Origin of the sequence: Albibacillus kandeliae (genome assembly GCF_003116585.1) — a bacterium.
Taxonomy (GTDB): Bacteria; Pseudomonadota; Alphaproteobacteria; order Rhodobacterales; family Rhodobacteraceae; genus Albibacillus; species Albibacillus kandeliae.
In genome coordinates this window covers 705,315-731,910 of record NZ_QEHM01000001.1, presented here as the reverse complement: position 1 = coordinate 731,910, position 26,596 = coordinate 705,315, and the positions used below count along the sequence as shown (strand labels likewise).

Below are 26,596 nucleotides of genomic sequence, written 5' to 3'. Positions count from 1 at the left end.
CTTCCGCTCAGTGCGCGGTTGCCGATGTGCCGCTCTCCGGCGTGGCGATCGCCGCCTGCGCCGCTGCCGCTTCCTCGGCCGCCTCGTCCCATTCGATGGGCTCCGGCTCGCGCACGAGGGCCAGCTTCAGCACTTCGGACACGTGCTTGACGGGGATGATCTTGAGCCCCTTCTTCACGTTGTCCGGGATATCCGGCAGATCCTTCTCGTTCTCCTCGGGGATCAGCACCGTCTTGATGCCGCCCCGCAGAGCTGCGAGCAGTTTCTCTTTCAACCCGCCGATCGGCATGGCATTCCCGCGCAGCGAGACTTCGCCGGTCATGGCGATGTCCTTGCGGACCGGGATCTGCGTCAGCACCGACACGATGGAGGTCACCATCGCGAGACCCGCGCTCGGACCGTCCTTGGGCGTCGCGCCATCGGGCACGTGCACGTGGATGTCCCACTTGTCAAAGCGCGGCGGCTTGACCCCGATCTGCGGCGCGATGGACCGCACGTAGGACGAGGCCGCGTCGATCGACTCCTTCATGACGTCACCAAGCTTGCCGGTGGTCTTCATCCGACCCTTGCCGGGGAGACGCAGCGCCTCGATCTGGAGCAGTTCGCCCCCCACCGAGGTATAGGCCAGCCCGGTCACGACACCGACCTGATCTTCCAGTTCGGCCAGGCCAAAGCGGTACTTCGGCACGCCGAGGTAATCGTCGAGGTTCTCGGCCGTGACCTTGACGGTGTCGGCCTCCTTCTTGACGATCTTGGTCAGCGCCTTGCGGCAGACCTTGGCGATCTCGCGCTCGAGGTTCCGCACGCCCGCCTCGCGGGTGTATGTGCGGATGATCTCGGTCAGCGCATCCTCGGTCAGCTCGAACTCCTTGGTCTTCAGACCGTGGTTCTTGATCTGCTTCGGCACGAGGTGCTGATGCGCGATCTCGCGCTTCTCGTCCTCGGTGTAGCCAGCCAGCGGGATGATCTCCATCCGGTCCAGCAGCGGCCCGGGCATGTTGTAGCTGTTCGACGTGGTCAGGAACATGACGTTCGACAGGTCGTATTCCACTTCGAGGTAGTGGTCGACGAAGGTCGAGTTCTGTTCCGGGTCGAGCACCTCCAGCATTGCCGAAGCCGGGTCACCACGGAAGTCCTGGCCCATCTTGTCGATCTCGTCGAGCAGGATCAGCGGGTTCGTGGTCTTGGCCTTCTTCAGCGCCTGGATGATCTTGCCGGGCATGGAGCCGATGTAGGTCCGACGGTGACCGCGGATCTCGGATTCATCGCGCACACCGCCAAGGCTGATGCGGATGAACTCGCGCCCCGTCGCCTTGGCGACCGACTTGCCGAGCGAGGTCTTGCCGACACCCGGAGGGCCGACGAGGCAGAGGATCGGGCCTTTCAGCTTCTGGCTGCGCTGTTGCACGGCCAGGTATTCGACGATCCGCTCCTTGACCTTCTCGAGACCGTAGTGGTCGTTGTCGAGGATGTCCTGTGCGCGGTGCAGGTCTTTCTTGACGCGGGACTTGGTGCCCCACGGGATCGACAGCATCCAGTCGAGGTAGTTGCGGACAACCGTCGCTTCGGCGCTCATCGGGCTCATGTTGCGCAGCTTCTTGAGCTCGCCCTCGGCCTTTTCGCGCGCTTCCTTCGACAGCTTGGTCTCTTCGATCTTCTGCTCCAGCTCGGCGACTTCGTTGCTGCCGTCCTCGCCGTCGCCGAGTTCCTTCTGAATGGCCTTCATCTGCTCATTCAGGTAGTACTCGCGCTGCGTCTTCTCCATCTGGCTCTTGACGCGCGTCTTGATCTTCTTCTCGACCTGCAGAACGCTCATCTCGCTCTGCATCAGGCCATAGACCTTCTCCAGCCGCTCGCTGACGCTCAGGGTTTCCAGCAGGTCCTGCTTGGCCGAGACGTCGATGCCCAGATGTCCGGCCACGAGGTCGGCCAGCTTGGCGGGCTCGGTCGATTCACCGACGGCGGCCAGTGCCTCCTCGGGAATGTTCTTGCGGACCTTGGCGTAACGCGCGAATTCCTCGCCCACGGTGCGCAGCAGCGCCTCGGTGGTTTCCTCGTCGCCCGGCACCTCTTCAAGGTACTCGGCGCGCGCCTCGAAGAAGGCGTCGTTGTCCAGGTATTCGGTAATGCGGACCCGGGCCTGGCCTTCGACCAGAACCTTCACCGTGCCATCGGGCAGCTTCAGCAGCTGCAGCACGTTGGCAAGAACGCCGCTGTCATAGATCCCGTCGGTCGTCGGATCGTCCACGCTCGGGTCGATCTGGCTGGACAGCAGGATCTGCTTGTCATCCGCCATCACCTCTTCCAGTGCGCGCACCGATTTCTCGCGGCCCACGAAGAGCGGCACGATCATGTGGGGGAACACCACGATGTCGCGCAGAGGCAGGACAGGATAAGAGGAGTTGAGAGGGTCTTTCATGCTCTTTCCTTTATTAGGCAAAACGGCGCCGGTCCCCGATTGCGGGCAACTCCGGCCGTCTCCACTTCGGATAGTTGGGGGGTTGGTCCCCCTTTTTCAACCTCGCCGACGGTCGGCTGACGGTCAGCATGACCCCCGTGCGTGGCAAGCACAAGGGCCGAAATCGGTCGGACTTGTGCAAAAACAGGTGCGCGCCGGGCATCTGGCCGAAATGCCCGGGAAAGCGCCCACCGGGGGTCGCTCTTGCTTTCATCTTTCGTGAATTCTGGTTTCCGCAGGATTAACGAAAACGTGTTTTCCGAGGGCCTCAGCCCTGCGAGGCCGGCATCTCGTTGAACTTGATCGACTCGCCGCAACCGCAGGCTTCGGCCACGTTGGGGTTGTTGAAGCGGAACCCCGACTCCAGCAGCGAGGTCTGGTAGTCGATCTCGGTGCCAAAGAGGAACATCTGCGCCATCGGGGCGATCATCACCCGCGCGCCGTCCTGCTCGACCACCTCGTCCATCGGATCGGTCTGGTCGACGTATTCCATGGTGTATTCCATGCCCGCGCAGCCACCCTTCTTGACGCCGATGCGCAGGCCGGCATGGCCGTCCTTGGTCATCAGCTTCGAAATCTGTGCCGCCGCAGCGGGGGTCATGGATACGGCCTGCTTGCCGGGAATACCGAACATGGTCTGGTTCCTATTGCGTTTCGAGTCCTAATCTATGGTGTTTCGGTCGGAATTCCAATGGGGGGCAGGACGTCGATCAGTGCCAGTGTGGCCCAGGCGCAGGCCATGGCCCAGGCGAATGAGGCCAGCGTGCCGATGATGATGTACTCGCTGGCGATGTTGGAATCCCGGGTTTCCTCGAACCGCAGGATCGACTTGGCCGCGATCAGAAAGCCGACCCCGGCAGGCTGACCCACGAGGATCAGCAGAAAGATCATGCTCCGCTCCAGCAACCCGATCAGCCGCCCGCCGTGGGGCAGACCCGCCTTCTGCTCCGGGGCATCGTAGCCGCTGAGCAGAAGCCCGATGGCCTCGCCCCCGATGGCCGTCGCAATGGCCAGACCCGCCGCCGCCGCCATCAGCCCCGGCAGGACCGTCTGTGCGCTCCAGAGCCCCCCGGGCCAGAGCCCCGGCAGCAGGATCGCGGTGCCGAGGATCCCGGCCAGCAGCAGGCCATTCTCCGCCATGAACGGCCAGAGCCTGCCCTCGGGCGCCAGCCGACGCGCCAGGCGAAGCGCAAGGTGTCCGGCGGCCAGCCCCAGAATGACCGGGTGCCACGTGCCTAGACAGAGCAGCGCCAGCGCAAGGAACAGGACGGAGCGCAGGACCCAGAGCCCCGGAACCTCGGCGCGCCCGCCTCGGCAGGGGTCGAGCAGTTCGGAGGCCGCAAGGGCCAGCAGCAGCGCCGCAAAGGTCTCCATCATGCACCTGTCTCCATCATTTGCAGCGCGTCATGCAGGGCCCGGTAGTCGGCAGCCGCCAGCGCCTGCTGGACCGCAGCCCGGGTTATGCCAAGCTCGGCCGCGGCCTCGGCCTGAGTCACCGTGCCGGGGGGCAGCATCTGGCAGAGCGCCCTTGCCTGCGCCTGGGTCCACCCGGCCGCCAGTGCATCCGCCAGCCGGTAGGCCGCGCCAGTCGCCCCACCCTCGGCATGCAGCAGGAGGACGTGGGTGCCCATTTGGTCGAGCCCGCGCCCGGAGGCGGTAAAGGCCGGCCCATGCGCCTTGTTCGGATCCCGGTCGTCGGGCAGGCTCCCTGCCCCCTCGGCCACCGCGATGCGCGTCGTGCGCCCCTCGGCCAATCGCCGCAGGACGGCCTGAAGGTAGAGCGTGGCCCGGAACGCCAGCACCGGGCGGTCCAGCGCCATCTGCCAGCCATCGCCACCGCGCTGGGCGAACCCGGTTTCCATGCCATCGGCCCAGCCCGCGATCTCGCGGGCCGCGGCGCGCAGCGCTTCCATGGTTTCGGTCAGTTGTTCGGGGCCGAGATCGGTGGAGGCCACGATATCGCCCGTCAGGACTGCAAAGCGTTTCATGGGATACCGATATCGCTTTCATCTCAAAAAAGAAAGCAAAATCGCTATCAATGAAAAAATGAAAGCCATACCGCCATCAAAAAACCCGGCCAACAAAGGTGACCGGGTTTGAAAGACGAACAGGCAGAGGGGCTTACATGAAGCCCAGCTCAAGCCGCGCCTCGTCGCTCATCATGTCCATGCCCCAGGGCGGTTCCCAGGTCAGATCGACATCGACCTGCTTGACGCCCGGGATCGACTCGACCGCATCGACCACCCAGCCCGGCATCTCGCCGGCCACGGGACAGCCCGGTGCCGTCAGGGTCATGACGACCTTGACCTCGTTCTCGGGATTGATGTCGATGGTATAGACCAGACCCAGCTCGTAGATATTGACCGGGATCTCCGGGTCGTAGACCGTGCGACACGCATCGACGACCTGATCGTACAGCGGATGATCTGTGCTCGACGGCGCGATCAGCGGCGTGCCTTCGAGGGGCTCGGGCGAATGGGACATCGGGGCCTCTGGGTTGTTCCTTACCAAAGATATAGGGAATATGGGCCACCCCGTCCAGTGGCCCACCTCGCGTCATTTGTGATCGGGACGGACAACAGGCCGGATGACATTGACCCTACGTCAAGGTATACTGTTTCCATCGATAGGGGGTGATCCGTGCAAAGACGGCTTACAACCATTCTGGCAGGCGATGTGGTGGGCTTTTCCAGCCGCGTGGCGGACGATGAAACTGGAACTCTGCAACGACTCGACCTGCTACGCCAACTCGTCCAGACGGAAATCGAGAACGCCCACGGGCGCGTCGTAAGCTGGGCCGGTGACGGGTTTCTGGCGGAATTCTCCAGCCCGGTGGACGCTGTTCGCACTGGCTGGCACCTGCAGCAGGAACTGACCTCTCCCCTCGGCCAGGCCAACATCGACCTCCAGCTCCGGCTGGGCATTCACCTTGCGGACGTCATCGCGCAGGACAACGACATCCTCGGCGAAGGCGTCAACCTCGCCAGCCGGATCGAGGCAGAGGCAGAACCCGGCAAGGTCTATCTCTCACGCACCGTCTTCGAGATGGTCAAGGCCGCGGCGCAGCTGCGCTTCGAACCGCGCGGCACCCATCCTCTCAAGGGCTTCGCGAACCCCGTGGAACTCTACTGCGTTGTCGGCGAGCTTGGGTATCACAGCCTCATGCCCTCGCAGCAACCAAGCCAGCCCCGGCAGGTCGCCCCGGCCCCGATGCGCTCTCATGTCGTCGTCGTTCTGCCCTTCCTCAACCGCAGCACCGACCCCGAGCAGGAATTCTTTGCCGATGGCTTTACCGAGGACCTGATCACCGAGGTCGCCCGCTTTACCGACATGGAAGTGATCTCGCGCAGCGGCAGCTTCGCGCTCAAGAACACCGACGCCTCGGTGGCGCAGGTCTGCGGCATCACCGGCGCCCGCTACTGTGTCGAAGGCGGTGTGCGGCGCATGGGTCCGAACATCCGCCTGACTGCACGGCTGACCGACGGGCTGACCGGCCAGCAGGTCTGGAGCGAGTATTACGACTTCCCCGAGGACGAGTTGTTTCAGGTGCAGGACGATCTCCTCGGTCGCATCGCCTCGGCGGTTCGCGGCAAGGTCGAGAGCAGCGCCACCGCCGAGGCGGAACGCAAGCGCCCCAAGGACATGGAAGCCTTCGACTGCTTCCTGCGCGGGATGAGCTATCATCGCATGGGCGGCATCACGCAGGAAAACGCCGAAGAGGCGATCCGCTGGTTCGATCGCGCCATCGAGAAGGATCCCACTTTCGGGCGGGTCTACGCCTGGAAGGCCTGCGCGGTCGCGACCCGGGCGGAGTGGAGCCACGAGGACTACATGAAAGAGGCATGGGCGCTGGGCCGCAAGGCGCTCGCGCTCGACCCCGGCAGCGCCGAAGTGCACCGCATTCTCGGCTCGCTGAACCTCTACGAAGAAAACTACGAAAGCAGCCTCTACCACTACAACCGGGCGCTGGAACTGACGCCGAACCACGCCTACGTCGTGGCCTTCGTCGGAGCCGTGCACTGCTTTCTCGGGGATGCGGAAACCGCCCTGCTCTACCAGCGGCGCGCGGAGCGGCTGGACCCCTTCCTGCCGGAGTACTGCCGCGAGATCGGGGTCATGGCCAATTGGGAGAAGGGCGATTTCGAGGCCTGCTACCAGGAGGCGACGGCCTTTCCCCGCATCACGCGCAGGGCGGCGGCCTACCGCGTGGCGGCCGCCCTGCACCTTGACCGCGAAGATAGGCTGACCCGCGCCGCCGCCCGTCTCATGACCATCGACCCCGAATTCGACCCCGAGTTGTTCATCGAGGTGGAACGCTACAAGGACCGCTCAACGCGCCGCCGCTTGAAAACGGAGCTGGCGGAAGCGCTGGACCTTGCACGCTCACGCCTGACGACCGGCGCGCCCGCGACCCTGCTGGCCGTCAGTCGTTGATATCGTGGTGCACCCGCCTGACCTGCCCGTGCCCCGTGGAGAAGCTGCGCCGCAGCAGCAGCCAGGCCACCAGCGACAGCGCGGCAAAGATCAGCAGCAGCAGCGGCAGGCTCAGCAGGAGGCCAAACACGAGGATCAGCAGCGCCACGATCACTGCGCCGATGGCGAAGCCCAGAAAGATGAACCCCGAGACCGCGACCTCGAGGATCGCCAGGACCAGAGCAAAGCAGAGCCAGACCCACCAGATCGTCCAGAACAGCATCAACGCCCTCCCTTCAGCAGCTTGAAGGCGTCACCGAAGGCTTCCAGCGCATTCGCGGGCAGAATGATCGTTTGCTTACCAGCGCCATTGCCAAGCGCGTTCAGTGCCTCGACCTGCTTCAGCGCCACCTGGTACTGCGCCGCCTCGAGCCCGTTCTTGGCAATCGCCTCGGCGACGACACCGGTGGCATAGGCCTCGGCCTCGGCCTGAATACGCCGCGCCTTGGCGGTCTGCTGGGCGGCATAGAGCTCGGCATCGGCGGCCAGCTCGACCGAGCGCTTCTTGCCCTCGGCCTCGGTCACCTGCGCGCGCCGCGCTCGTTCGGCGTTCAGCTGCTGCAACATGGCGTCACGGGTCGCCTGGTCGAGGTTCACGTCAAGGATCTCGGCCCGCGTCACCTCGATCCCCCAGTCGTCCACCGCGTCCTCGACGCTGGACTTGATCGTCGAGATCAGCTGGGACCGATTGGACTGGACATCGTCCAGATCCATCTTGCCGATCTCGGCCCGCACGATCCCTGCAACGGTGGTGGCGATGGCCGCATCCACGTCGCGGATCCGGTAGACCGTCTTTTCCGGCTCGATGATCCGGTAGAACACCGAGGTATCGACCTGCACCAGCACGTTGTCGCGGGTGATCGCATCCTGGCTGGCGGTCGGGAGCTGCCGCTCGAGGATAGAGATCTTGTGCGCGATCACGTCGAGGAAGGGCACGACAAAGTTGATCCCCGGCCCAAGCACCGAATGCAGGCGCCCGAAGCGTTCGACCACGTGTTTCTCGGACTGCGACACGATCCTGATCCCCTTGAACACCACGAGGATCAGAAGGAGCGCACCCAGCAGGTACGGCAGGCTGCCACTCAGAAGGGCGAGAAGGTCATCTTCGGTCATGAAATCGATTCCGTGCAGTAATAGTCGAGGTCAATGTGGGTGCGGCTTCGCCGGAAAGGAATAGTCGCGGGGCCCGACAGGCCCCTTGAGCCGCCGGGCGATGGCAAAAGCGCAACGCCCAGCGGTGCGTACCAGTGTCTCAGCCGCCCTTGCCGAAGGGGCTCTCGGCCTCCCGGCTCCGACGGACCGGATCCATGAAGTGGCTCACCATCACCGGGGTCGCTTGGGCATAGGCCTCGGCCAGCGGCAGCGCACGCTGGGCCAGCAGCGCCGCCTTCCCCGCCGCGATGGGCCCGGGATTGCGCCCAGCGAGCCGTTCGGCAAAGGCCCGCACCTCCTGCTCCAACTCGTCCGCCGGAACGACACGGCTGACCAGCCCCGCGCGCAGCGCCCATTCGGCATCCAGCGCCTCGCCCGACAGCGCCAGTTCCATCGTGTGACGCAGGGATATGGCGCGGGAAACGCCGACCGAAGGCGTGGTGCAGAACCCGCCGTTGTTCACCCCGGGCAGTTGAAACCGCGCCGCATCGGAGGCGAACACAAGGTCGCAGGCCGCCGCCAGTTGCAACCCCGCCGCCGTGGCGATGCCCTCCACCATCGCGATGGTCGGCTTGCACAACTCCGACAGCGCCACCATCAGCGCACTGCAATCGGCGAACAGGCCGGTCAGGAAGGCCGCGCCCTCGTCCGCGTCGGCACGGTGCCGGGCGATCTCCTTCAGGTCATGCCCCGCGCAGAAGATGCCGCCGGGCCCGTGGATCACCACGACGCGCATGTCAGCGTCCGCTCCCGCCGACAGCACGGCCTCGTGCAGCGCGGCGATCATCGCGGAGGACAGCGGATGCGCCCGCCCGCCTCCCAGCGTCAGGGTCAGCACACCATCGCTCAGCGCCCGGCTCAGCAGCTCGGGCTGGTAGGGTTGGTTCATCTCGTCTCCTCCTCCGACGCCGAGATTGGCCCCGCCCCGCGCCCTTGGCAAGGCTTGGCATTGCGCGCCGTGACGCCTAAAGGATGCGCGACAGACCCGGAGACAGACGATGACGGAACGGTTTTCTTTCGCGCTGAACGCGGTGGACGGCAAGGCGCGCACCGGCGTGATCTCGACCCCGCGCGGCGAGATCCGCACCCCCGCCTTCATGCCGGTGGGCACCGCCGCGACGGTCAAGGCCATGCTGCCCGAAAGCGTGGCGGCGACCGGGGCAGACATCCTGCTGGGCAACACCTACCACCTGATGCTGCGCCCCACCGCCGAACGCATCGACCGCCTCGGCGGGCTGCACAAGTTCATGAACTGGGACAAGCCGATCCTGACCGACAGCGGCGGGTTTCAGGTCATGTCGCTGGCCGAACTGCGCAAGCTGACCGAGGAAGGCGTGAGTTTCCGCAGCCACATCGACGGCTCGAAACACATGCTCAGCCCCGAACGTTCGATGGAAATCCAGAAGCTGCTCGGCTCGGACATCGTCATGTGCTTCGACGAATGCCCCGCCCTGCCCGCCACCGAGGATCGCGTGGCCGAGAGCATGCGGCTCTCGATGCGCTGGGCGCAGCGCTCGCGCGATGCCTTCGGCGACCGGCCCGGCCGCGCGCTCTTTGGCATCCAGCAGGGCGGCGTCACCGAACATCTGCGCGGCGAGAGCGCCGAGGCACTCAAGGCGATCGAATTCGACGGCTACGCGGTTGGCGGCCTCGCCGTCGGCGAAGGTCAGGAGGCGATGTTCGGCGTCCTCGACTACGCCCCCGACATGCTGCCTGCCGACAAGCCGCGTTACCTGATGGGCGTGGGCAAGCCCGACGACATCGTCGGCGCAGTGAAGCGCGGCATCGACATGATGGACTGCGTGCTGCCCTCGCGCTCGGGCCGCACCGGCCAGGCCTTTACCCGCCACGGCGTCGTCAACATCAAGAACGCACGCCACTCGGACGACCCCCGCCCACTGGACGAGGCCTGCACCTGCCCCGCCTGCCGCAGCTACTCGCGCGCCTACCTGCACCATGTCTTCCGCGCGCAGGAAATGATCTCGGGCATGCTGCTGACCTGGCACAACCTGCACTACTTCCAGGAGATCATGCAGGGCATGCGCGACGCCATCTCCGGGCAGCGCTTTGCAGCATGGGAGACCGACTTCCACGCCCAGCGGGCCAAGGGCGATATCGAACCGCTCTGACCCCGGGGGGCGCGTCGGCGGAATCGTCACGCCGTGAGTATTTGAAGAAAAGAGATGATCAGGCGCCCGCCCGCCTCAGGCCTTTTCGCGCAGGTGGATGTAGGTCTCGTTGAACCGGCGCGACAGGTGATCCCCCGCCGAGATGACCTGCCCCGATCCCGGGGGCGCCACGTTGGTGTCATGGGCCGGGTTGAAGAAGAGCGGGACCGAGATGCGTTCCTGCGGGCCGCCAATGACCCGGTGCAGGGTGGCCTTTGCCCGCCCGCCGGTCCAGAACTCCAGCATCTCTCCGAAGTTCACGATGAAGGTGCCGGGCTTTGCCGAGACCGGCTGCCAGCGCCCGTCGGCAAGCCGCACTTCCAGCCCCGGAATGCCATCGGTGGCCAGCAAGGTTAGACAGCCGTAGTCGGTATGCGCCGCGATGCCGAAATCCTTCTCACCTGCCCACTCGGGCCGCTTCGGATAGTAGTTGCCCCTGAGCAGCGCCATCGGCGCATCGAAAGCCCGGTCAAAGGCGGTCTCCTCCTCGTCCATCGCCACCGCCATCGCGCGCAGGAGATCCATAGCGACCCCGCGCGCCGCGCCGAGGTAGTTCTCGATGGCCGTTCGGAAATCCGGCTGCGCCGCGGGCCAGAGGTTCGGGGCATAGACCGGCAGGGCCAGCGCCTGCAGCGGGTGGTCGGCGCGAAGTTCGCAGCCGCAGTCGAAGACTTCCTTGAAATCCGGATTGGCATCCGGGTCGACCTGTTCCGAGGCCGGAGCGCCCCAGCCCCGGTTGGATCCGGTGCGCGCCATGTCGACACTGCGCTTCTCGGCCTCGGGCAACCGGAAGAAGCCGCGATAGGCCTCGATCGCCGCGCGCACCTCGGCCGGGTCCAGAGCGGTGTTCGACAGGGTCAGGAATCCGACCTCGCGCAACGCATGGGTCAGGCGCGCCATTTCGCCGGGGTCGCGTGCCGCCAGCTTGGCCATGTCGAGATTGGGGATCATCGCTCTAACTCCTTCCGCAAGGTCGCGTGATTGTTTCGCCGTCGGGGCGATGCTACCACGAGGCAAAGCGATGACGACAAAGGAAAACGGCATGAAGCGCAAACTCGCGGCAGGGAACTGGAAAATGAACGGAACGGGGGCAGACCTGGCCGAACTGGCTAGGCTGGTCTCCGCCCATCCCGACCCGGCCTGCGAGATCCTGATCTGCCCGCCCGCCACGCTGGTGCACCGCGCCGCCGGGTTGTCGCAGGGCGGCACGCTGAAGATCGGCGGTCAGGACTGCCATGCCGCGCAGAGCGGCGCCCATACCGGCGACATCAGCGCGGACATGCTGCGAGATGCAGGCGCGAGCCATGTCATCACCGGCCATTCCGAGCGGCGTCAGGATCACGGCGAGAGCGATGCCGCCGTGCGGGCCAAGTCGGAAGCCGCCATCGCGGCGGGGCTGGTCGCTGTCATCTGCGTCGGCGAGAGCCTCGAGCAGCGCGAAGCGGGTCAGACCCTTGCCGTGATCGGTTCCCAGCTGGAAGGCTCCATCCCCGACGGGATCACCGGCGACAGCGTGGTGATCGCCTACGAACCCATCTGGGCCATCGGCACCGGAAAGGTTCCGACGGTGGAGCAGATCGGCGAGGTTCACGGCTTCATGCGCGACCGGCTCGCCGAACGCTTCGGCCGCTCCGTCGCAGGGGCCATTCGCCTGCTCTACGGGGGTTCGGTGAAGGCTGCCAACGCCGCCGAGATCTTTGCGGTGGGCGACGTGGACGGCGCCCTTGTCGGCGGTGCGAGCCTGACGGCGGAGGATTTCTCGCCCATCGTGGCGGCCCTCGAAGCGAGCAGCTAAAGCCACGAAAACGCCCCGGACGTGATCCGGGGCCCCCGGGGGATGTTCGCGCGGCCCCGGATCACGTCCGGGGCGCCGATGGTTTGCTTGTGTAGGAAAGGCCCCGGATCAGGTCCGGGGCGCAACCTACATCACGCCCGGCGGCGGCGTCCGCCGGCGCGGCCACCGCGGCCCCGGCCTTCTTCCCCGGCGGCGGCAGGTGGCTTGTTGAAGCGGATCCACTCGGCGCCGTGGGCGTCGTTGTTCATCAGGAAGTTGGCGGCGCGGATCGCCTCCATCTCCTTGCCCGGGCGCGACTGCATCGAGCCAAGGCCGAAGACCGTCACGAAGGTTTCGTCGTCCATCTCCGGCGGCAGCATGATACCCGCGGCCTCGACAGCGGCCTTCTTCTCGGCAATCGCCTTCTGCGTCACCGGCAGCGCCACCGGGTTCATGATCGCCGAGGTCATGCCTGCACCGATGGCCATCGGCAGGAAGGCATTGTTGATCCCGTGGCGGTTCGGCAGCCCGAAGGAGATGTTCGACGCACCGCAAGTGGTGTTCACACCCAGTTCCTCGCGAAGACGGCGCACCAGGGCAAAGACCTGCAGACCGGCCGTCCCCATTGCCCCCACCGGCATCACCAGCGGATCGACCACGATGTCATGGGCCGGAATGCCAAAGTCGGCGGCGCGTTCCACGATCTTCTTGGCGACCGCAAAGCGCACGTCCGGATCCTCGGAGATGCCGGTGTCGTCGTTCGAGATCGCCACCACCGGCACGTTGTACTTCTTGACCAGCGGCAGGATGAACTCCAGCCGCTCTTCCTCGCCGGTCACCGAGTTCAGCAGCGGACGGCCCTCACAGACCTCCAGACCGGCCTCGAGCGCGGCGGGCACCGAGCTGTCGATGCAGAGCGGCACGTCGACCAGCCCCTGCACCAGCTTGATCATCTCGACCATCAGCGGCGGCTCGGTCTCGTTCGGGTTGGGGTTCGAGTTGTAGACCACGCCCGCGTTCACATCGAGCATGGTGGCCCCGGCGGCGACCTGCGCCAGCGCGTCCTTCTCGACGGTCGAAAAATCCCCGGCCTCCAGTTCGGCGGCCAGCTTCTTGCGTCCGGTGGGGTTGATCCGCTCGCCGATCACGCAGAACGGCTGGTCAAAGCCGATGATCGCCGTCTTGGATTTGCTCTCAACGATGGTGCGGGTCATGTCGTCCTCCCCCGGGGTAATTGGTTATTCTGCGTCGGCCGGACGCCCGGAGGCGCCGCCATTTTCGATCGCCCAGGTCGCATTGGTCTTGATACCGCCAAGCGGGAAGAAATGCACGTTGGTGATGTTGAAGTCGGCGTTCGCGGCCTTGTGGGCGGCGAGATCGGCAAGGACCTCGGTCGGCTCGTAGGGCAGCAGCAGCTTGGAGACGTCCATCGCGCGCTTCTGCAGCACCTTCAGCGAGGGGCCGACACCACAGGCGATGGCGAACTTGATCAGGGTCTGCAGCTTGGCCGGGCCGGCGATGCCGATGTGGATCGGCAGGTCGATGCCCGCCTCCTTCAGCGAGTCCGCCCAGGCGATGATCGGCTTGGCGTCGAAGCAGAACTGCGTCGCCAGCGCCATCTCGGCGTCACTGCTCTCGGCGAATTTCTGTTTCCAGCGCAGCGCGTCCATCACATTGCTCATCGAGCCGTCGGGGTCGATGTCGCGGTTGCCTTCCGGGTGGCCTGCCACGTGCAGACGCTTGAACCCGGCCTTGCCGAACAGACCGCTCTCCATCAACTGCATCGAGCTGTCGAAATCGCCGTGGGGCGTGGCCACGCCACCCGCCAGCAGCAGGGCCTGGTTCACGTCGGCCTCGCCCTGGTAGCGGGCGATCCAGTCGCCGAGCGTCGCCTTGTCCTTGATGATGCGCGCGGGAAAGTGCGGCATGACCGGGAAACCGTCCGCATTCAGGCGCTTGGCGGTGGCGACCATGTCCTCGATCGGGGTGCCCTCGATATGGGCGATGTAGACGCGGGTGCCTTCGGGCAGCAGGGCGCGGAAATCCTCGACCTTCTCGGCGGTGCGCGGCATCACCTCGATGGAATAGCCGTCAAGAAACGCCTCGACCTGGGCGTTGGCCGGTTTCGGCCCCGTGGTTTCGCGCTTCTTGAAGTTCAACAGAGCCATGGCGGCCTCCCATAAGGATCGTGGACTCATGCCCACCCGTCGTTGTCGATCAGGGCCTTGATGCGGTTCGTGTCGTATTCCGTCTCGAGCCGAACCGCCTCGGCCTCTGCCACCGCGTCCGGTTCGCCCTCCACCTCGTAGGGCTCGCCTTTGCGCCATTCCGCAAGGTACGCATCCGTATCCTTGGCATTCACCTTCATCGCCGCCCGGTCGATCGCCTGTTCAAAGCGCTCGGCCAGCTGCCGCTTGGAACCACGACGGCCCTTGCCCACGATCACCTGCGCGGGGATATCGCGCCAATACACGATTGTGACATCCGGCATCGTCTGATTCCTCTTCTCTTCGGCCCTAAATACGTCAGCCCCCGCCCCCGCCACGTGCCGTTTTCGACACAACCCGTGATACGAGCGACGTCGGCGCGGCGACAGGCAGCACAACAATAAATCGCCCCGGCGAGAGCTTGCCACCTGCCGTTCCCGCGATACGAGACCTTGCGCGAAACCGGCCGCGCCCCTATCGTAAAGACAACTCGAAAATCGGAGGGCGTTACAAATGGCGCCCAAGCGTCCCACTGGTGCGGGCGCGTTCCCGAAAGCGGTCGAAAGCCCCGCGCCGACCCCGCCCGATCCAAGCGAGCTCTATGCCGCGCTGGACCTGGGCACCAACAGTTGCCGCATGCTGATCGCCCAGCCCAAGGGCAGCGGTTTCCATGTGGTCGACAGCTTCTCGAAATCCGTCCAGCTCGGCACCGGGCTGGAGCGGACCGGTCGGCTGTCGCGCTCGTCCATGGCACGCACCGTGCAGGCGCTGCGAATCTGTCAGCAGAAGCTCAAGCGCAACAAGGTCACCCGGATGCGGCTGGTCACCACCGAGGCCTGCCGCCGTGCCAAGAACTCGCGCGAATTCATCCGCCAGGTGAAGCGCGAAACCGGCATGACGCTGGAGGTGATCCAGCCGGAGGAGGAAGCCCGGCTGGCGGTGATCTCCTGCGCGCCGCTGGTCTCCACCAAGACCGAACAGCTGCTGGTCGTCGACATCGGCGGCGGCTCGACCGAGCTTGTCTGGATCGACATCTCATCCGTGCCCGCCCGCGACCGGCCGCGCGCCATCATGCGCCTGCACGCCGGGTTCCACCCGCCCGAGAGCCCCTTTCCGGCCGCGAAGGTGGTGGACTGGATCTCGGTTCCCCTCGGCGTCGCCACCCTGCGCGACCAGTTCTCGGACGTGGAGGATGACGCCGCGCGCTTTGCGCTGATGAGCTGGTATTTCGAGGAAAACCTCGCCGATTTCGCGCCATACAAGGACGAGCAGGTGCGTGAGGGGTTCCAGATCGTTGGCACCTCGGGCACCGTGACCACCGTGGCAGCCAGCCATCTCGGCCTCAAGCGCTACGACCGCACCAAGGTCGACGGGCTGCGCATGACCTCGGACCAGATCGACAAGGTGATCCGCCGCTACCTCGAACTCGGCCCCGCCGGGCGCCGCCGCGACCCGCGCATCGGCGAGGACCGGCAGACCCTGATCATGTCGGGCGCCGCCATCCTGCAGGCGCTGCTGCGCTGCTGGCCAACCGACCGGCTGAGCGTGGCCGACCGCGGCCTGCGCGAGGGACTGCTCTACGCCCAGATGAGCGCGGACGGTGTGCTGGAGGACGGGCCCTTCTGATCGGGCGTCGAAAAGGGGGCGCTGCCCCCTCTTGGCCTCGCGGCCAATTCACCCCCGGGATACTTGGGACCCAAAGAAGCAGGCCGCGCGGTCTTGCCGGAGAGACCGCCGCAGGCTATGGCGCCGGATCAGGAGATTGAGACGATGGCCAAGAAACCGGACGGACGCAACACATCGGGACGCGGACAGCGCGACCTCACGGTCAAGGTCAAGACCGCGCGCGGGCGCAAGCTGAGCTCGACCCGTTGGCTGCAGCGGCAGCTGAACGATCCCTATGTCCAGCGGGCCAAGGCCGAGGGCTATCGCGGGCGCGCGGCCTTCAAGATCATGGAACTCGACGACAAGTTCCGCTTTCTCGTGCCCGGCGCCCGGGTCCTCGACCTCGGCTGTGCGCCCGGGGGCTGGATGCAGGTTGCGGTCAAGCGGGTCAACGCTCTGGGGGAGAAGCAGGGCAAGGCTGTCGGGCGCATCCTCGGCGTGGACTTGCAGGAGGTCGAACCGCTGCCGGGCGCCGAGATTCACCAGCTCGATTTCATGCAGGACGATGCCGACGAACTGGTCAAGGAATGGCTGGGCGGCAAGGCCGACGTTGTGATGAGCGACATGGCCGCCGCCTCTTCGGGCCACAAGCAGACCGATCACCTGCGCATCATCGCCCTGTGCGAAGCTGCCGCCTACCTGGCCTTCGACGTGCTGGAAGAAGGCGGCACCTTCGTGGCAAAGGTCCTCGCCGGTGGCGCCGAGGGTGAATTGCAGAAGCTCCTGAAGCAGAAGTTCACCAGCGTGGCGAACGTCAAGCCGCCCTCATCCCGCTCGGATAGCTCGGAAAAATTCGTGGTAGCCCGCGGCTTTCGGGGCTGACTGCCGCGCCGCACCGACCTCCGGCTCTTCCTCGGGTTCGGGGAGGTTCCACGAGTTGAGGGCGCGGGACAGGAACCTGTCGGCATGCATCGCCTCGATCAGCCCGTGCTCGGGGTGGGCCGCCACACGGGAGGAGGCATCGGAAACCACCTGCTGTCGCAGCAGTTCGAACAGCATGCCATGGCGCGAACCGGGCTTGAGTGTTTCCATTGACCTGCGTCTCCGCTCGTAACGACGGAGGGCACACTCGCCCCGGATTGCGCCCGAAGCGTGGCGCAGGGCGGGCGAAGACGCGGAAATTCAGTGCAGTTTAATCCGAATTGTCCTGGTCCGGCGCGAGCGGATCCGGTCCCGGCTCGTCCTCGCCCGGCAGGTGCTGGCGGATCAGCGCGCCGTTGAACTCGGCCCCGAGGATCAGGATGGCGGCCAGCAGGTAGAGGAAGATCAGCGCCGCCATCGCCCCGGCCAGACCGGCATAGGTGGCGCTGTAGGCCGCGAACCTGTTGATGTAGATCGAGAAGCCCCAGACCCCGGCGATCCAGAGCAGGATGGTCAGCGCCACCCCCGGCCAGATCTGGCGGGGCCGCAGGTGCAGCCCCGGTAGCCAGATGTGGCAGGCCGAAACGACGAAGCACAGTACCGTCAGGGTGACGAGAAAGCGCAGCAGCCCGCTCTCGAGCCAGCCGATCAGGGCGATCTTGTCGCCCCAGTCCATCAGTTCTTCCGGCATCGCTTCCGTGACCAGCCGCAGGTAGGTCGGCAAGCCCAGCCCGATGGTCAGCGCGAGGATCAGCAGCAGCCCGCCGATCACCACGAAGAGGATGCACAGCAGGCGCGTCTTCCAGAACGGGCGCGGGTCGGTCTCGCGGTAGGCATAGCTTACGGCCAGGCGCACCGCGTCGACCCCGTTGGAGGCGAAGTAGATCGCCAGCACCCCGCCGACGGTGATCAGGCGACCGCTGCTCTCGGAGAGCACGGCACGGATCTCGCGAACGATGGGTTCGGCGATGGTATCGGGCCAGAGGCCGAAGATCGTCGCGATCAGGTCGTCGATGTTCAGGTCACGCGACACCGCACCGCCCAGCGAGACCACGAAGAGCATGAAGGGGAACAGCGCCAGCATCATCGACATGGCGACATGGCTCGACAGGATGAAACCATGATTGCCGCCGAACCGCTTGAAGGCGGTCAGCAGGGCGCGCGGTAGACTGTCCCATCGATAGCGTTCGGTCTGCATGGGCAAGGACTTAGTGCGATAACGGCACCGTGACCACCGCTGCCGATTGCGGCACCGCGGAAAAAGCGGCAGCATGGCCGGATGGATGCCTCGATGCAACGCATGCCGACCACAGAAACGGCACCGCCCCTGTTCCTCGGCAACGAAATATACCGCGGGTCGACCTATGGGCACGCGCATCCGCTGGCGATTCCGCGCGTTCCCGTGGTCACCGACCTGTCGCGTGCCATGGGCTGGCTGCCCCGGAGCGTTTACCGGACCAGCCCCCGCATCCGGCCCGCGGCGCTCGAGATCTTCCACACCCCGGCCTATGTCGCGGCGCTGCAGGCCGCCGAGGCCAGCCAGCAGGTCAGCGAGGAGGTCCGGCTGCGCCATCACATCGGAACGCTGTCGAACCCGGTCTACCCGGAGATGTTCCGCCGCCCCGCAACCTCGGCTGGCGGTGCGCTGCTGGCGGCCGACCTGGTCGCCGCCGGGCACACCGTTTATCACCCCGCGGGCGGCACCCACCACGGGTTTCCCGACCGCGCCGGGGGCTTCTGTTTCTTCAACGACCCGGTGTTGGCCGTCCTGACCCTGCGCCAGCGCGGACTGCGGCGGATCGCCTACGTGGATATCGACGCGCATCACTGCGACGGCGTCGAGGCCGCCTTCGAGAACGAGCCGGAGGTCCTGCTGGTCTCGACCCACGAGGAGCGCCGGTGGCCCTTCACCGGGGCGCTGGAGGACCGGGGATGCGGCAATGTCTTCAACCTGCCCCTCCCGCGCGAGAGCGGCGACGAGGACTTCGCTCAGGCGCTCGACAGGGTGATCCTGCCCGCGGTGGTACGGCATCGCGCCGAGGCGGTGGTGCTGCAATGCGGGGCCGACGCCGTGACGGAGGATCCGCTCTCGCGCCTCCACTTCTCGAACAATGCCCACTGGGAGACGGTCGCAGCCTTGAAGCGCATCGCGCCGCGCCTGCTGGTCACCGGCGGCGGCGGGTACAATCCCTGGTCGGTGGGGCGGCTGTGGAGCGGGGTCTGGGCCGTGCTGAATGGCTACGAGATCCCCGACCGCCTGCCATCGGAGGCCGAAGCCGTGTTGCGCCGGCTGAGCTGTACACGCCGTGCGGGTCGCAACCCGCCCGAGCACTGGTTCACCACGCTGCGCGATGCGCCCAATCGGGCTCCGGCCAGCGAGTTGGTCCGCACGCGCGTCTCGCAGCTGGAGGCTCGGCTCCGTTCAGAGGCCTAGCGGGGTCGAAAAACCTCACATAACAGATCAGATTCGACCCGTTAATGCTTGAAAAATATCTACTTTCCGGCCATGCAAGACTCGTACACCTGCTGGTATCGCTCCTTGCGCTCCAGACGGCGTTTTTCCCGTGCGCCTTCGCCGGCATGGGCTGGCGCAGTGGCGCCCGGGCCGTCGCCCCAGCTGCGCACGACGCCGACCGAGGCAGACCCGCTGACGCCGAGCGAAAACCGCCCGGTGGACAGGTCCGGTACCAGACCGCCGGAGTACCCGCTGAGATTGCGCGCCTCGCGCTCGCAGACCGACCGCGCCATCTCCGAAGAGATGTCCGCAATCCCTGAGCGTGGCAAGACCAGTGCAAGGCAGACCAGACTGAGGGCGAGCGGCACGCGATTTTCCATACCGCCAAGATAGGGCCGGCCTCGCCCGCGCGCCAGATGCGGCGCGACGTAGCAAAACCGCCCGCACGGCTGGACACCCCGGCCAAAACCGGCATCCTCCGCGACGGGATGCCACCGGCCCGTCGCGGGCCAAGATCTGCCGGAGAACGGTGTGCTGCTAGACGTCCGATCCGTGACCAAGACCTACCCCGGTGCCGAGCGGCCGGTCCTTAAGGACGTTTCGCTCTCGCTCGACCGGTCCGAGACGCTTGCCCTGACCGGGGAAAGCGGCAGCGGCAAGAGCACGTTGCTGCACCTCGTGGGGGCGCTCGACGGCTTCGAGGCCGGTGAGATCACGCTGGATGGCACGTCTTATTCGCAGCTTGACGAAGCCGGGCGCGCGGGTCTGCGGCGGGGCGCGGTGGCGCTGGTGTTCCAGCAGTTCAACCTGATCCCTGCCCTGACCGTCGCGCAGAACCTCGCCTTTCACGCTCGGCTTGGCGGTGCTTACGATCCGGACTGGACCGCCACGCTGGCACAGCGGCTGGGGCTCGCCGATCTCGGCTCGCGCTACCCCGAACAACTATCGGGAGGTCAGCAACAGAGGGTGGCCATCGGGCGCGCCCTTGCCTTACGGCCCAGGCTGCTGCTGGCGGATGAACCGACCGGCAACCTCGACGAAGCGACGGGCGACGCCGTGCTGGACCTCATGCTGGACCTCGTGCGCGACACCGGGGCGGCGCTGTTCCTCGTCACGCATTCCGAACGCATCGCGGCGCGGCTGGACCGCAGGCTGCACCTGGGCAGCGGACAGGTCGCATGACCCGCTGGGCCTTCCTCGCCCTCCTCTCTCACTGGCGCCGCCAGCCGCTGCAACTGGTGGCGATGATCCTCGGGCTGGCGCTGGCGACCGGCCTTTGGTCGGCGGTGCAGGCGATCAACGCCGAGGCGCGGGCAAGCTACGCCGCCGCAGCGTCCCGCCTCGGGCTGAGCCAGGGGCCGACGCTGACCTCGCCCGACGGCACGATCCCGAGCGACACCTACGTGGCGCTGCGCCGTGCCGGGTGGCAACTGAGCCCGGTGCTCGAAGGGCCCATCCGCCTCGGGGGTCGCACCCTGCGCCTCGTCGGAGTCGACGTGCTGAGCTACCCGGCGCTGCCCGACAGTTCCGCGCTCTCCGGCATCGCGCCACTGGATGTCCTGACGCCGCCGGGCCGCCTCTTCGCCAGCCGCGTGACGGCCGAAGGCTTTGACGGCGACCCGCGGCTGGTCCTCTCGCAGGACGTTCCCGCCGGGGTCGTGCTGACAGACATCGGAACGGCCGAAGCCCTGCTGGACCGGCCGGGTGCCCTCTCGCGGATACTGGTGCTCCCCGACCAGCCGATGGGCCTCGCGCCACTGGCGGACCTCGCGCCGCAGCTGTCGCTGTCGTCGCCCTCCGCGACCTCGGACGCCGCGCATCTGACCGACAGTTTCCACCTGAACCTGACCGCCTTCGGCCTGCTCTCCTTTGCCGTGGGGCTCTTCATCGTCCACGGCACCGCCGGGCTGGTCATGGAACAGCGCCGGCCGCTGTTCCGTACCCTGCGCGCGCTGGGGCTCCCGGCCCGGCATCTCACCCTCCTCGTGCTTGCCGAGCTGCTGACCCTCGCGCTCATCGCCGGGCTGCTGGGACTGGTGCTCGGCTATCTTGTCGCCGCCGCGCTGCTACCCGATGTGGCCGCCACCCTGCGCGGTCTCTACGGCGCCCCGGTGGAAGGCGGCCTCACGCTGCGCCCCCTCTGGGTTCTGAGCGGACTTGCGATGGCTGTTGTCGGCGCGGGGCTCGCGGGCGCGCGCGGCATCTGGGCGCTGGTCAGGCTGCCCATTCTCGCCAGCAGCGGTATGGCCCTGCGCAGCGTCGCCTCGGGCCTCGGCGCCCGCCACCTCGCGCTGGCAGGGCTCGCGCTGATCCTCGCGGGTTATCTCGCCCTTCGGCTGATGCCGGGGCTGACCGGCGGCTTCGTGATGCTTGCGGGTCTCCTGCTGGGCGCGGCCTTGTTGCTGCCGCTGCTGGTGGACGCCTGTCTTCAGCTCTGTCAGCGGCGAGCCAAGGGCCCCGTGGCGCAATGGGTCTGGGCCGACATGCGCGTGCAGCTCCCCGGCCTCTCCCTTGCCCTGATGGCGCTGCTCCTAGCGCTCGCCGCGAACATCGGTGTAGGCACGATGGTGTCGAGCTTCCGGCTGACCTTTACCGGCTGGCTCGACCAGCGCCTCGCCTCCGAACTCTACGTTCGCGCGGCCTCCGATGAACAGGGCGCGGCGATCGAGCGCTGGCTGGCCAGCCGGGCGGACGCGGTCCTGCCCCTGCGCTCGGCCGAGATTACCCTCGCCGGGCAGCCCGGCGAACTCTACGGCGTGGCCGATCACGCCACCTACCGTCAGAACTGGCCGCTGATCGCCTCCGAACCCGGCGTCTGGGATCGGGTCGCCGCTGGCGAGGCCGCGCTGATCAACGAGCAGCTCGCCCGGCGCGAAAACCTCTGGCCCGGCGACACGGTGACCATCGCCCCGGACTGGACCCTGACGGTGGCCGGGGTCTACTCGGACTACGGCAACCCCAAGGGACAGGTGATGGTCTCGATCCCCGCGCTCGTCGCGCACCACCCGGAGGTTCCGAACCGCCGTTTCGGTATTCGCGTCGACCCTGCCAAGTCCGAGGCGCTGGCCCGCGATCTGCGCCAGTCCTTCGATCTGCCGGAAGAGTCCATCGTCGATCAGGCCGCGCTCAAGGCCTCGTCCCTGGCGATCTTCGACAAGACCTTCGTGGTCACCGGCGCCCTGAACGTCCTCACGCTCGGCGTGGCCGGGTTTGCCATCCTGACCGCGCTGCTGACACTCTGGACCATGCGCCTGCCGCAGGTTGCCCCCGCCTGGGCGCTTGGGCTGACCCGCGCGCAGCTGGGGCGGCTGGAGCTCTGCCGCAGCCTTGCGCTCGCCGCGATCACCGCCCTGCTGGCCCTGCCGCTGGGGCTGGCGCTGGCCTGGGTGCTGCTGAACGTGATCAACGTGGCCGCCTTCGGCTGGCGGTTGCCGATGTACCTCTTCCCGGCGGACTGGCTGCGGCTGTTCCTGCTTGCACTCATCGCGGGCGGACTGGCCGCCGCCCTGCCCGCCCGGCGCCTGCACCGCCTGCCGCCTGCGCACCTGCTGAGGATCTTCGCCAATGAACGCTAGGCGCCGTCTCCTCGCCCTTCTCCTCTGTGGTCTCCCATTCGGCGCGCTGGCACAGGGCTTTGCCGGTCTCGGCACCACGGCCGAGGGCTTTGCGATCCCCGAGAGAGGCCGGGCGCTGACCTTTCCGGCGGATCACGGCCCACACCCTGCCTTTCGCATCGAATGGTGGTACCTGACCGCGCCGCTGACCGGCGAGGACGGGCGCGACTACGGCATCCAGTGGACACTGTTCCGCTCGGCCCTCGCGCCGGAGGAACGCGACGGCTGGAGCAGCCCGCAGATCTGGATGGCGCACGCCGCATTGACCGAGCCCGACCGGCATCACGTGGCCGAACGGCTCGCGCGCGGCGGCATCGGGCAGGCCGGTGTTACTGCCGCCCCCTTCGCCGCCCATATCGACGACTGGCAGATGACCGGTACCCCCGGCAAGGGCATCGACCAGTTGCACCTGACCGCGCGCGGCAAGGATTTCGCTTATGACCTCCGGCTGGAGGCCAGCGGGCCCATCGTATTGCACGGCGACGCGGGCTACTCGGTGAAGTCCCCCAAGGGACAGGCAAGCTACTACTACTCCCAGCCCGGCTACACGGTCACCGGAACCATCGAGACCGAGCGTGGCACCGTCCGGGTCAGCGGCCAGGGCTGGCTCGACCGCGAATGGTCCTCCCAACCCCTCGCCGAGGACCAGAGAGGCTGGGATTGGTTCTCACTCAGCTTCGACTCGGGCGACAAGATGATGGGGTTCCGGCTGCGCGACGGTGGCCCGGGCTTCACCTCGGCCACGTGGATCGGCAGCGATGGCAGCGCCAAGCCTCTGCCGGACGGCGCGCTGACGCTCGAACCGCTGGAAACCACTACCGTCGAGGACCGCGCCATTCCGACCCGATGGCGCGTGGTGCTGCCCGCACACGGGCTGGACATTACCGTCGGCGCGATGAACCCGCAGGCCTGGATGGGCACCTCGTTTCCCTACTGGGAGGGGCCGGTGACCATTACCGGCAGCCACACCGGACGGGGTTACCTCGAAATGACCGGCTACGAGTAGCCCGGCCTAGCTGTACATCTCCTTTAGGTCGACCGAACTGCGCACGTTGAGGGCATCCTTGTGCGCGGCGAGGAACCGGTCCGCCGCCGCCCGCCCGGCCTCGCGCAGACGGTCGAAGATCAGAGGGTTCGGAACCATCTTGGTCGTAGCCGAGAGTTCGTTCATCAGATCATCGTCCGAAATCATGTGGATCAGCACGCGCGACTTCTCCTCCGACTTCAGCCGCCCCTGATCCAGCAGGCGCTGGACAAAGGCAATGGCGCGCAACTCGCGCAGCAGCGAGGAGTTGAAGCTGATCTCGTTCACCCGGCTCTCGATCTGCTGCGGCGTGACGGGCACCATGTCGCGTTCCAGCGGGTTGATGTTCACGATCACGATATCCGCGGGCAGATCCTCGCGGAACAGAGGAAACAGCGCCGGGTTCCCGGTGTAGCCGCCATCCCAGTAGGCTTCGGAGCGGCCGGTTTCCGGATCGTCGATCTCGACCGCCTGGAACACGGTGGGCAGGCAGGCCGAGGCGAGGATCGCGTCGGTGCTGATTTCCTCGCCCGAAAAGACGCGAACCTTGCCCGTCCGCACCCGCGTCGCCGAGACGAAGAGATCGGGCGCCGCCTTGGAGCAGATACAGTCGAAATCCATCGCGTCGACCACCGACCGCAGCGGATTGCTGTAGAACGGGCCGTAGCTGTAGGGCGAGAAGAACTGCGCCCAGGCGTCGGTCCAGGCCGAGATCGGCGAATACTCGATGGCCTTGGTCACCGGCCCCATGCTGAACTCGCCCAGCCAGCGCGCGATCCCCGGCACGTCGGCCGCGCCGACGCTGGACCAGAGGCTCGACAGTTCCTCGCGCGCGCCCTCGCGCCCGTTGCGAACCATCCCCGCCTTGAAGGCGGCCCCGTTCAGCGCCCCCGCCGAGGTGCCGGAAATCCCCGCGATCTCGACGTCTTCCTCGTCGAGCAGACGGTCCAGCACCCCCCAGGTAAACGCGCCGTGCACGCCCCCGCCCTGTAGCGCGAGGTTGACCCGCTTGGCTTTCTTCCTGCTGCTCTTGCGACCCGCCATCCGACTTCCTTTCGCCTTCTGCCCCGCATGGACCGTTACGCGGCGCCGCGCCTTCCGGACCACGCAGGGTCAGTAACATTCCGTATCGCGCATATGTGAAATGAACCTGCGCGCACGCTGGGTTAGACCCGGGCCGAACCATAACAACACGAGGCCCCGATGAGCAGACTGACCCGCCGCACCTTCATGGTCGCGACCTCCGCCACCCTGTTGCCCGTTGCGCCGCTGATGGCGCAGGAGGCCATCGTCAAGGACGGCGTCCGCAACAACATTTCCAGTTTCGAAGCTCAGGACTGGCGCGACCATTTCGACAGCCTCGGCGTGGCCTCCATCGTCTGCGACACCCGGTCCCGCGCCCTGCATTACTGGAATGCCGACGCCTCCGACTACCGCATCTACCCGACGTCGGTGCCGTTGACCGACGAACTGACCAAGCGCGGCTATACCAAGGTGGTGCGCAAGCGGGTCGGTCCGGACTGGACCCCGACGCCCTCGATGATCGAGCGCAACCCGGAACTGAAATACATGCCCCCGGGCCCCGGCAACCCGCTCGGAACCCACGCGATGTACCTCAGCTGGCCCGCCTACCTGATCCATGGCACCCACGACACCCGCAAGATCGGCCGCCGGTCTTCCGACGGCTGCATCGGCCTCTACAACGAAAAGATTGCCGAACTGTTCGAGATCACCCCGATCGGAACCCAGGTCCGCATCATCTGAGCAGAGCTGACGCACCGCCCGGGCCTCGGCGTTACTGCCAATGGCCCGGGCACGCGCGCCCCGCATCAGAGCGCGGTCCAGCCCCCGTCGACGCTGATCGTGGTGCCGGTGATCTGGGCCGCCGCATCCGAGCACAGGAACACCGCCGTGCCCCCCAGCTGCTCGACCGTCGCGAACTCCTTCGACGGCTGTCGCTCCAGCATGACCTTCTCGATCACCTCGTCACGGCCCATCTTGTACTTCTCCATGGTGTCGGGGATCTGCGCCTCGACCAGCGGGGTCAGAACGTAACCCGGGCAGATGGCGTTGCAGGTGATCGGCTCGCGTGCGGTTTCCAGCGCCACCACCTTGGTCATGCCGACGATGCCGTGCTTGGCCGCCACGTAGGCCCCCTTGAACGGCGAAGCCGTCAGACCATGTGCAGAGGCGATGTTGACCACCCGGCCCCAGCCCGCCTTGCGCATCATCGGCAGCGCCGCTGCCGTGGTGTGGAAGGCCGAGTTGAGGTTGATCGCGATGATTGCGTTCCACTTGTCGACCGGGAACTCGTCGATCGGCGCCACGTGCTGGATCCCGGCGTTGTTCACGAGGATGTCGCAGACGCCGGCGGTCTCGATCAGCGCGCGGCATTCCTCGCCCTTGCTCATGTCCGCCTTGATGTAGCGCACCTTCACGCCGGTTTCCTTGGCCATCTTCTCGGCCAGCGCATGATCCTCGTCGGAGTCGGTGAAGGAATTGAGCACCACATCGGCCCCGGCCTTCGCCATTTCCCAGGCGATGCCCAGACCAATACCCGAATTCGAACCCGTGACGATGGCGGTCTTGCCGGAGAGAGACATGAAGAGCTCCTTTGCGATTTGAGGTCAGGCGCACCCTGCCATGCTGCAGGGGCGAAACAAACGGAAAATAGTGCGGCGGAGACGGATACTGCGCCGCAGCAGTCCGGCGTTCCCTGCACATCTAGTTGATGTTGCGGTCGAT

The 26,596-nt window shown here is 66.5% G+C and carries 27 protein-coding genes; 10 read left to right on the top strand and 17 right to left on the bottom strand.

Annotated elements, in window-relative coordinates; all coding sequences use genetic code 11:
* Positions 1 to 7 precede the first annotated feature (7 nt).
* From lon to DDT93_RS03390, 5 genes are all read right to left on the bottom strand, one after another.
* Positions 8 to 2,419, bottom strand: a complete 2,412-nt coding sequence (gene lon / locus DDT93_RS03410; protein ID WP_109464377.1) for an endopeptidase La — start codon at positions 2,417 to 2,419, stop codon at positions 8 to 10.
* A 307-nt stretch (positions 2,420 to 2,726) separates the two neighbouring features.
* Positions 2,727 to 3,092: a HesB/IscA family protein gene (locus DDT93_RS03405; protein WP_109464376.1), complete on the bottom strand. Its 366-nt coding sequence runs from the start codon at positions 3,090 to 3,092 to the stop codon at positions 2,727 to 2,729.
* 32 nt (positions 3,093 to 3,124) lie between these two features.
* Positions 3,125 to 3,835, bottom strand: coding sequence for a hypothetical protein (locus tag DDT93_RS03400; protein ID WP_109464375.1), 711 nt, complete (start codon positions 3,833 to 3,835; stop codon positions 3,125 to 3,127).
* The gene (locus DDT93_RS03395; protein ID WP_109464374.1) at positions 3,832 to 4,446 is read right to left on the bottom strand and encodes a hypothetical protein; all 615 of its coding nucleotides are present in this window, start codon (positions 4,444 to 4,446) and stop codon (positions 3,832 to 3,834) included. Before DDT93_RS03395 ends, DDT93_RS03400 begins: the two co-directional genes overlap by 4 nt.
* A 133-nt stretch (positions 4,447 to 4,579) precedes the next feature.
* The gene (locus DDT93_RS03390; protein WP_109464373.1) at positions 4,580 to 4,942 is read right to left on the bottom strand and encodes an SUF system Fe-S cluster assembly protein; all 363 of its coding nucleotides are present in this window, start codon (positions 4,940 to 4,942) and stop codon (positions 4,580 to 4,582) included.
* Between the two features lie 156 nt (positions 4,943 to 5,098).
* On the opposite strand from DDT93_RS03390, the gene DDT93_RS03385 reads away from it, so the two are divergent.
* Positions 5,099 to 6,892, top strand: a complete 1,794-nt coding sequence (locus DDT93_RS03385) for an adenylate/guanylate cyclase domain-containing protein (protein ID WP_109464372.1) — start codon at positions 5,099 to 5,101, stop codon at positions 6,890 to 6,892.
* On the opposite strand, the gene DDT93_RS03380 is transcribed toward DDT93_RS03385, so the two are convergent.
* The 3 genes from DDT93_RS03380 to DDT93_RS03370 form a co-directional block, all read right to left on the bottom strand.
* Entirely contained in the window at positions 6,882 to 7,154 is a 273-nt protein-coding gene (locus tag DDT93_RS03380) for an NfeD family protein (protein WP_109464371.1), read from the bottom strand. The two genes, DDT93_RS03385 and DDT93_RS03380, sit on opposite strands and share 11 nt — an antisense overlap.
* The gene (locus DDT93_RS03375; RefSeq protein WP_109464370.1) at positions 7,154 to 8,044 is read right to left on the bottom strand and encodes an SPFH domain-containing protein; all 891 of its coding nucleotides are present in this window, start codon (positions 8,042 to 8,044) and stop codon (positions 7,154 to 7,156) included. The genes DDT93_RS03380 and DDT93_RS03375 overlap by 1 nt, the downstream gene beginning before the upstream one ends.
* 139 nt (positions 8,045 to 8,183) lie before the next feature.
* Positions 8,184 to 8,972 (bottom strand): enoyl-CoA hydratase-related protein, encoded by a 789-nt coding sequence (locus DDT93_RS03370; RefSeq protein ID WP_109464369.1) that lies wholly within the window; start codon positions 8,970 to 8,972, stop codon positions 8,184 to 8,186.
* Between the two features lie 109 nt (positions 8,973 to 9,081).
* Here DDT93_RS03370 and tgt point away from each other — a divergent pair, with 109 nt between their 5' ends.
* Positions 9,082 to 10,212: a tRNA guanosine(34) transglycosylase Tgt gene (gene tgt / locus DDT93_RS03365; protein WP_109464368.1), complete on the top strand. Its 1,131-nt coding sequence runs from the start codon at positions 9,082 to 9,084 to the stop codon at positions 10,210 to 10,212.
* Between the two features lie 75 nt (positions 10,213 to 10,287).
* Here the strand turns inward: tgt and DDT93_RS03360 are convergent, their stop codons facing one another.
* On the bottom strand, positions 10,288 to 11,202 hold the full coding sequence (locus tag DDT93_RS03360; RefSeq protein ID WP_109464367.1) for an isopenicillin N synthase family dioxygenase: 915 nt from the start codon (positions 11,200 to 11,202) through the stop codon (positions 10,288 to 10,290).
* Positions 11,203 to 11,293: 91 nt separating this feature from the next.
* Between DDT93_RS03360 and tpiA the strand changes: the two genes are divergently transcribed.
* The gene (tpiA, locus tag DDT93_RS03355) at positions 11,294 to 12,046 is read left to right on the top strand and encodes a triose-phosphate isomerase (protein ID WP_109464366.1); all 753 of its coding nucleotides are present in this window, start codon (positions 11,294 to 11,296) and stop codon (positions 12,044 to 12,046) included.
* Positions 12,047 to 12,177: 131 nt separating this feature from the next.
* Here tpiA and DDT93_RS03350 read toward each other — a convergent pair whose 3' ends face one another.
* The 3 genes from DDT93_RS03350 to DDT93_RS03340 are packed head-to-tail and all read right to left on the bottom strand — an operon-like array spanning position 12,178 to position 14,516.
* Positions 12,178 to 13,239, bottom strand: a complete 1,062-nt coding sequence (locus tag DDT93_RS03350) for a methyltetrahydrofolate cobalamin methyltransferase (protein ID WP_109464365.1) — start codon at positions 13,237 to 13,239, stop codon at positions 12,178 to 12,180.
* 24 nt (positions 13,240 to 13,263) lie between these two features.
* A complete protein-coding gene (locus DDT93_RS03345; RefSeq protein WP_109464364.1) occupies positions 13,264 to 14,193 on the bottom strand; it encodes a methylenetetrahydrofolate reductase in 930 nt (309 codons plus the stop codon).
* Between the two features lie 26 nt (positions 14,194 to 14,219).
* Positions 14,220 to 14,516 carry a virulence factor gene (locus DDT93_RS03340; protein WP_109464363.1) on the bottom strand — a complete coding sequence of 99 codons (297 nt, stop codon included), beginning with the start codon at positions 14,514 to 14,516 and terminating at the stop codon, positions 14,220 to 14,222.
* A gap of 229 nt (positions 14,517 to 14,745) precedes the next feature.
* On the opposite strand from DDT93_RS03340, the gene DDT93_RS03335 reads away from it, so the two are divergent.
* Complete coding sequence (locus DDT93_RS03335; protein ID WP_109464362.1) at positions 14,746 to 15,858, top strand: Ppx/GppA phosphatase family protein; 1,113 nt, start codon at positions 14,746 to 14,748, stop codon at positions 15,856 to 15,858.
* A gap of 144 nt (positions 15,859 to 16,002) precedes the next feature.
* Positions 16,003 to 16,719, top strand: a complete 717-nt coding sequence (locus DDT93_RS03330; protein ID WP_109464746.1) for an RlmE family RNA methyltransferase — start codon at positions 16,003 to 16,005, stop codon at positions 16,717 to 16,719.
* Here the strand turns inward: DDT93_RS03330 and DDT93_RS26375 are convergent.
* Both DDT93_RS26375 and DDT93_RS03325 read right to left on the bottom strand, forming a co-directional pair.
* Positions 16,663 to 16,929, bottom strand: coding sequence for a hypothetical protein (locus DDT93_RS26375; protein ID WP_157960087.1), 267 nt, complete (start codon positions 16,927 to 16,929; stop codon positions 16,663 to 16,665). The two genes, DDT93_RS03330 and DDT93_RS26375, sit on opposite strands and share 57 nt — an antisense overlap.
* 100 nt (positions 16,930 to 17,029) lie before the next feature.
* Complete coding sequence (locus DDT93_RS03325) at positions 17,030 to 17,956, bottom strand: YihY/virulence factor BrkB family protein (RefSeq protein ID WP_109464361.1); 927 nt, start codon at positions 17,954 to 17,956, stop codon at positions 17,030 to 17,032.
* Between the two features lie 102 nt (positions 17,957 to 18,058).
* Here DDT93_RS03325 and DDT93_RS03320 point away from each other — a divergent pair, with 102 nt between their 5' ends.
* Positions 18,059 to 19,192 carry an acetoin utilization protein AcuC gene (locus tag DDT93_RS03320; protein ID WP_198654755.1) on the top strand — a complete coding sequence of 378 codons (1,134 nt, stop codon included), beginning with the start codon at positions 18,059 to 18,061 and terminating at the stop codon, positions 19,190 to 19,192.
* 59 nt (positions 19,193 to 19,251) lie between these two features.
* On the opposite strand, the gene DDT93_RS03315 is transcribed toward DDT93_RS03320, so the two are convergent.
* On the bottom strand, positions 19,252 to 19,581 hold the full coding sequence (locus DDT93_RS03315) for a hypothetical protein (RefSeq protein WP_157960086.1): 330 nt from the start codon (positions 19,579 to 19,581) through the stop codon (positions 19,252 to 19,254).
* A gap of 163 nt (positions 19,582 to 19,744) precedes the next feature.
* On the opposite strand from DDT93_RS03315, the gene DDT93_RS03310 reads away from it, so the two are divergent.
* From DDT93_RS03310 to DDT93_RS03300, 3 genes are read left to right on the top strand one after another with little or no spacing between them, the layout of a single operon-like run.
* Positions 19,745 to 20,395 carry an ABC transporter ATP-binding protein gene (locus DDT93_RS03310; protein ID WP_109464358.1) on the top strand — a complete coding sequence of 217 codons (651 nt, stop codon included), beginning with the start codon at positions 19,745 to 19,747 and terminating at the stop codon, positions 20,393 to 20,395.
* The gene (locus DDT93_RS03305; protein WP_109464357.1) at positions 20,392 to 22,788 is read left to right on the top strand and encodes an FtsX-like permease family protein; all 2,397 of its coding nucleotides are present in this window, start codon (positions 20,392 to 20,394) and stop codon (positions 22,786 to 22,788) included. The genes DDT93_RS03310 and DDT93_RS03305 overlap by 4 nt, the downstream gene beginning before the upstream one ends.
* Positions 22,778 to 23,833 carry a lipocalin-like domain-containing protein gene (locus tag DDT93_RS03300; protein WP_109464356.1) on the top strand — a complete coding sequence of 352 codons (1,056 nt, stop codon included), beginning with the start codon at positions 22,778 to 22,780 and terminating at the stop codon, positions 23,831 to 23,833. The genes DDT93_RS03305 and DDT93_RS03300 overlap by 11 nt, the downstream gene beginning before the upstream one ends.
* Positions 23,834 to 23,839: 6 nt before the next feature.
* On the opposite strand, the gene DDT93_RS03295 is transcribed toward DDT93_RS03300, so the two are convergent.
* The gene (locus DDT93_RS03295; protein ID WP_109464355.1) at positions 23,840 to 24,895 is read right to left on the bottom strand and encodes a patatin-like phospholipase family protein; all 1,056 of its coding nucleotides are present in this window, start codon (positions 24,893 to 24,895) and stop codon (positions 23,840 to 23,842) included.
* A 228-nt stretch (positions 24,896 to 25,123) separates the two neighbouring features.
* Between DDT93_RS03295 and DDT93_RS03290 the strand changes: the two genes are divergently transcribed.
* Complete coding sequence (locus tag DDT93_RS03290) at positions 25,124 to 25,615, top strand: L,D-transpeptidase (RefSeq protein WP_408607909.1); 492 nt, start codon at positions 25,124 to 25,126, stop codon at positions 25,613 to 25,615.
* Positions 25,616 to 25,680: 65 nt separating this feature from the next.
* On the opposite strand, the gene DDT93_RS03285 is transcribed toward DDT93_RS03290, so the two are convergent.
* Positions 25,681 to 26,454 carry a 3-hydroxybutyrate dehydrogenase gene (locus DDT93_RS03285; protein ID WP_109464353.1) on the bottom strand — a complete coding sequence of 258 codons (774 nt, stop codon included), beginning with the start codon at positions 26,452 to 26,454 and terminating at the stop codon, positions 25,681 to 25,683.
* Between the last annotated feature and the right edge of the window lie 142 nt (positions 26,455 to 26,596).

Bases quoted from the DNA above. Each gene is read 5' to 3' on its own strand.
- lon (WP_109464377.1), bottom strand. From the start codon at position 2,419: ATGAAAGACCCTCTCAACTCCTCTTATCCTGTCCTGCCTCTGCGCGAC.
- DDT93_RS03405 (WP_109464376.1), bottom strand. From the start codon at position 3,092: ATGTTCGGTATTCCCGGCAAGCAGGCCGTATCCATGACCCCCGCTGCG.
- DDT93_RS03400 (WP_109464375.1), bottom strand. From the start codon at position 3,835: ATGATGGAGACCTTTGCGGCGCTGCTGCTGGCCCTTGCGGCCTCCGAA.
- DDT93_RS03395 (WP_109464374.1), bottom strand. From the start codon at position 4,446: ATGAAACGCTTTGCAGTCCTGACGGGCGATATCGTGGCCTCCACCGAT.
- DDT93_RS03390 (WP_109464373.1), bottom strand. From the start codon at position 4,942: ATGTCCCATTCGCCCGAGCCCCTCGAAGGCACGCCGCTGATCGCGCCG.
- DDT93_RS03380 (WP_109464371.1), bottom strand. From the start codon at position 7,154: ATGCTGTTCTGGACGATCTGGTGGGTCTGGCTCTGCTTTGCTCTGGTC.
- DDT93_RS03375 (WP_109464370.1), bottom strand. From the start codon at position 8,044: ATGACCGAAGATGACCTTCTCGCCCTTCTGAGTGGCAGCCTGCCGTAC.
- DDT93_RS03370 (WP_109464369.1), bottom strand. From the start codon at position 8,972: ATGAACCAACCCTACCAGCCCGAGCTGCTGAGCCGGGCGCTGAGCGAT.
- tgt (WP_109464368.1), top strand. From the start codon at position 9,082: ATGACGGAACGGTTTTCTTTCGCGCTGAACGCGGTGGACGGCAAGGCG.
- DDT93_RS03360 (WP_109464367.1), bottom strand. From the start codon at position 11,202: ATGATCCCCAATCTCGACATGGCCAAGCTGGCGGCACGCGACCCCGGC.
- tpiA (WP_109464366.1), top strand. From the start codon at position 11,294: ATGAAGCGCAAACTCGCGGCAGGGAACTGGAAAATGAACGGAACGGGG.
- DDT93_RS03350 (WP_109464365.1), bottom strand. From the start codon at position 13,239: ATGACCCGCACCATCGTTGAGAGCAAATCCAAGACGGCGATCATCGGC.
- DDT93_RS03345 (WP_109464364.1), bottom strand. From the start codon at position 14,193: ATGGCTCTGTTGAACTTCAAGAAGCGCGAAACCACGGGGCCGAAACCG.
- DDT93_RS03340 (WP_109464363.1), bottom strand. From the start codon at position 14,516: ATGCCGGATGTCACAATCGTGTATTGGCGCGATATCCCCGCGCAGGTG.
- DDT93_RS03335 (WP_109464362.1), top strand. From the start codon at position 14,746: ATGGCGCCCAAGCGTCCCACTGGTGCGGGCGCGTTCCCGAAAGCGGTC.
- DDT93_RS03330 (WP_109464746.1), top strand. From the start codon at position 16,003: ATGGCCAAGAAACCGGACGGACGCAACACATCGGGACGCGGACAGCGC.
- DDT93_RS26375 (WP_157960087.1), bottom strand. From the start codon at position 16,929: ATGGAAACACTCAAGCCCGGTTCGCGCCATGGCATGCTGTTCGAACTG.
- DDT93_RS03325 (WP_109464361.1), bottom strand. From the start codon at position 17,956: ATGCAGACCGAACGCTATCGATGGGACAGTCTACCGCGCGCCCTGCTG.
- DDT93_RS03320 (WP_198654755.1), top strand. From the start codon at position 18,059: ATGCCGACCACAGAAACGGCACCGCCCCTGTTCCTCGGCAACGAAATA.
- DDT93_RS03305 (WP_109464357.1), top strand. From the start codon at position 20,392: ATGACCCGCTGGGCCTTCCTCGCCCTCCTCTCTCACTGGCGCCGCCAG.
- DDT93_RS03300 (WP_109464356.1), top strand. From the start codon at position 22,778: ATGAACGCTAGGCGCCGTCTCCTCGCCCTTCTCCTCTGTGGTCTCCCA.
- DDT93_RS03295 (WP_109464355.1), bottom strand. From the start codon at position 24,895: ATGGCGGGTCGCAAGAGCAGCAGGAAGAAAGCCAAGCGGGTCAACCTC.
- DDT93_RS03290 (WP_408607909.1), top strand. From the start codon at position 25,124: ATGGCGCAGGAGGCCATCGTCAAGGACGGCGTCCGCAACAACATTTCC.
- DDT93_RS03285 (WP_109464353.1), bottom strand. From the start codon at position 26,454: ATGTCTCTCTCCGGCAAGACCGCCATCGTCACGGGTTCGAATTCGGGT.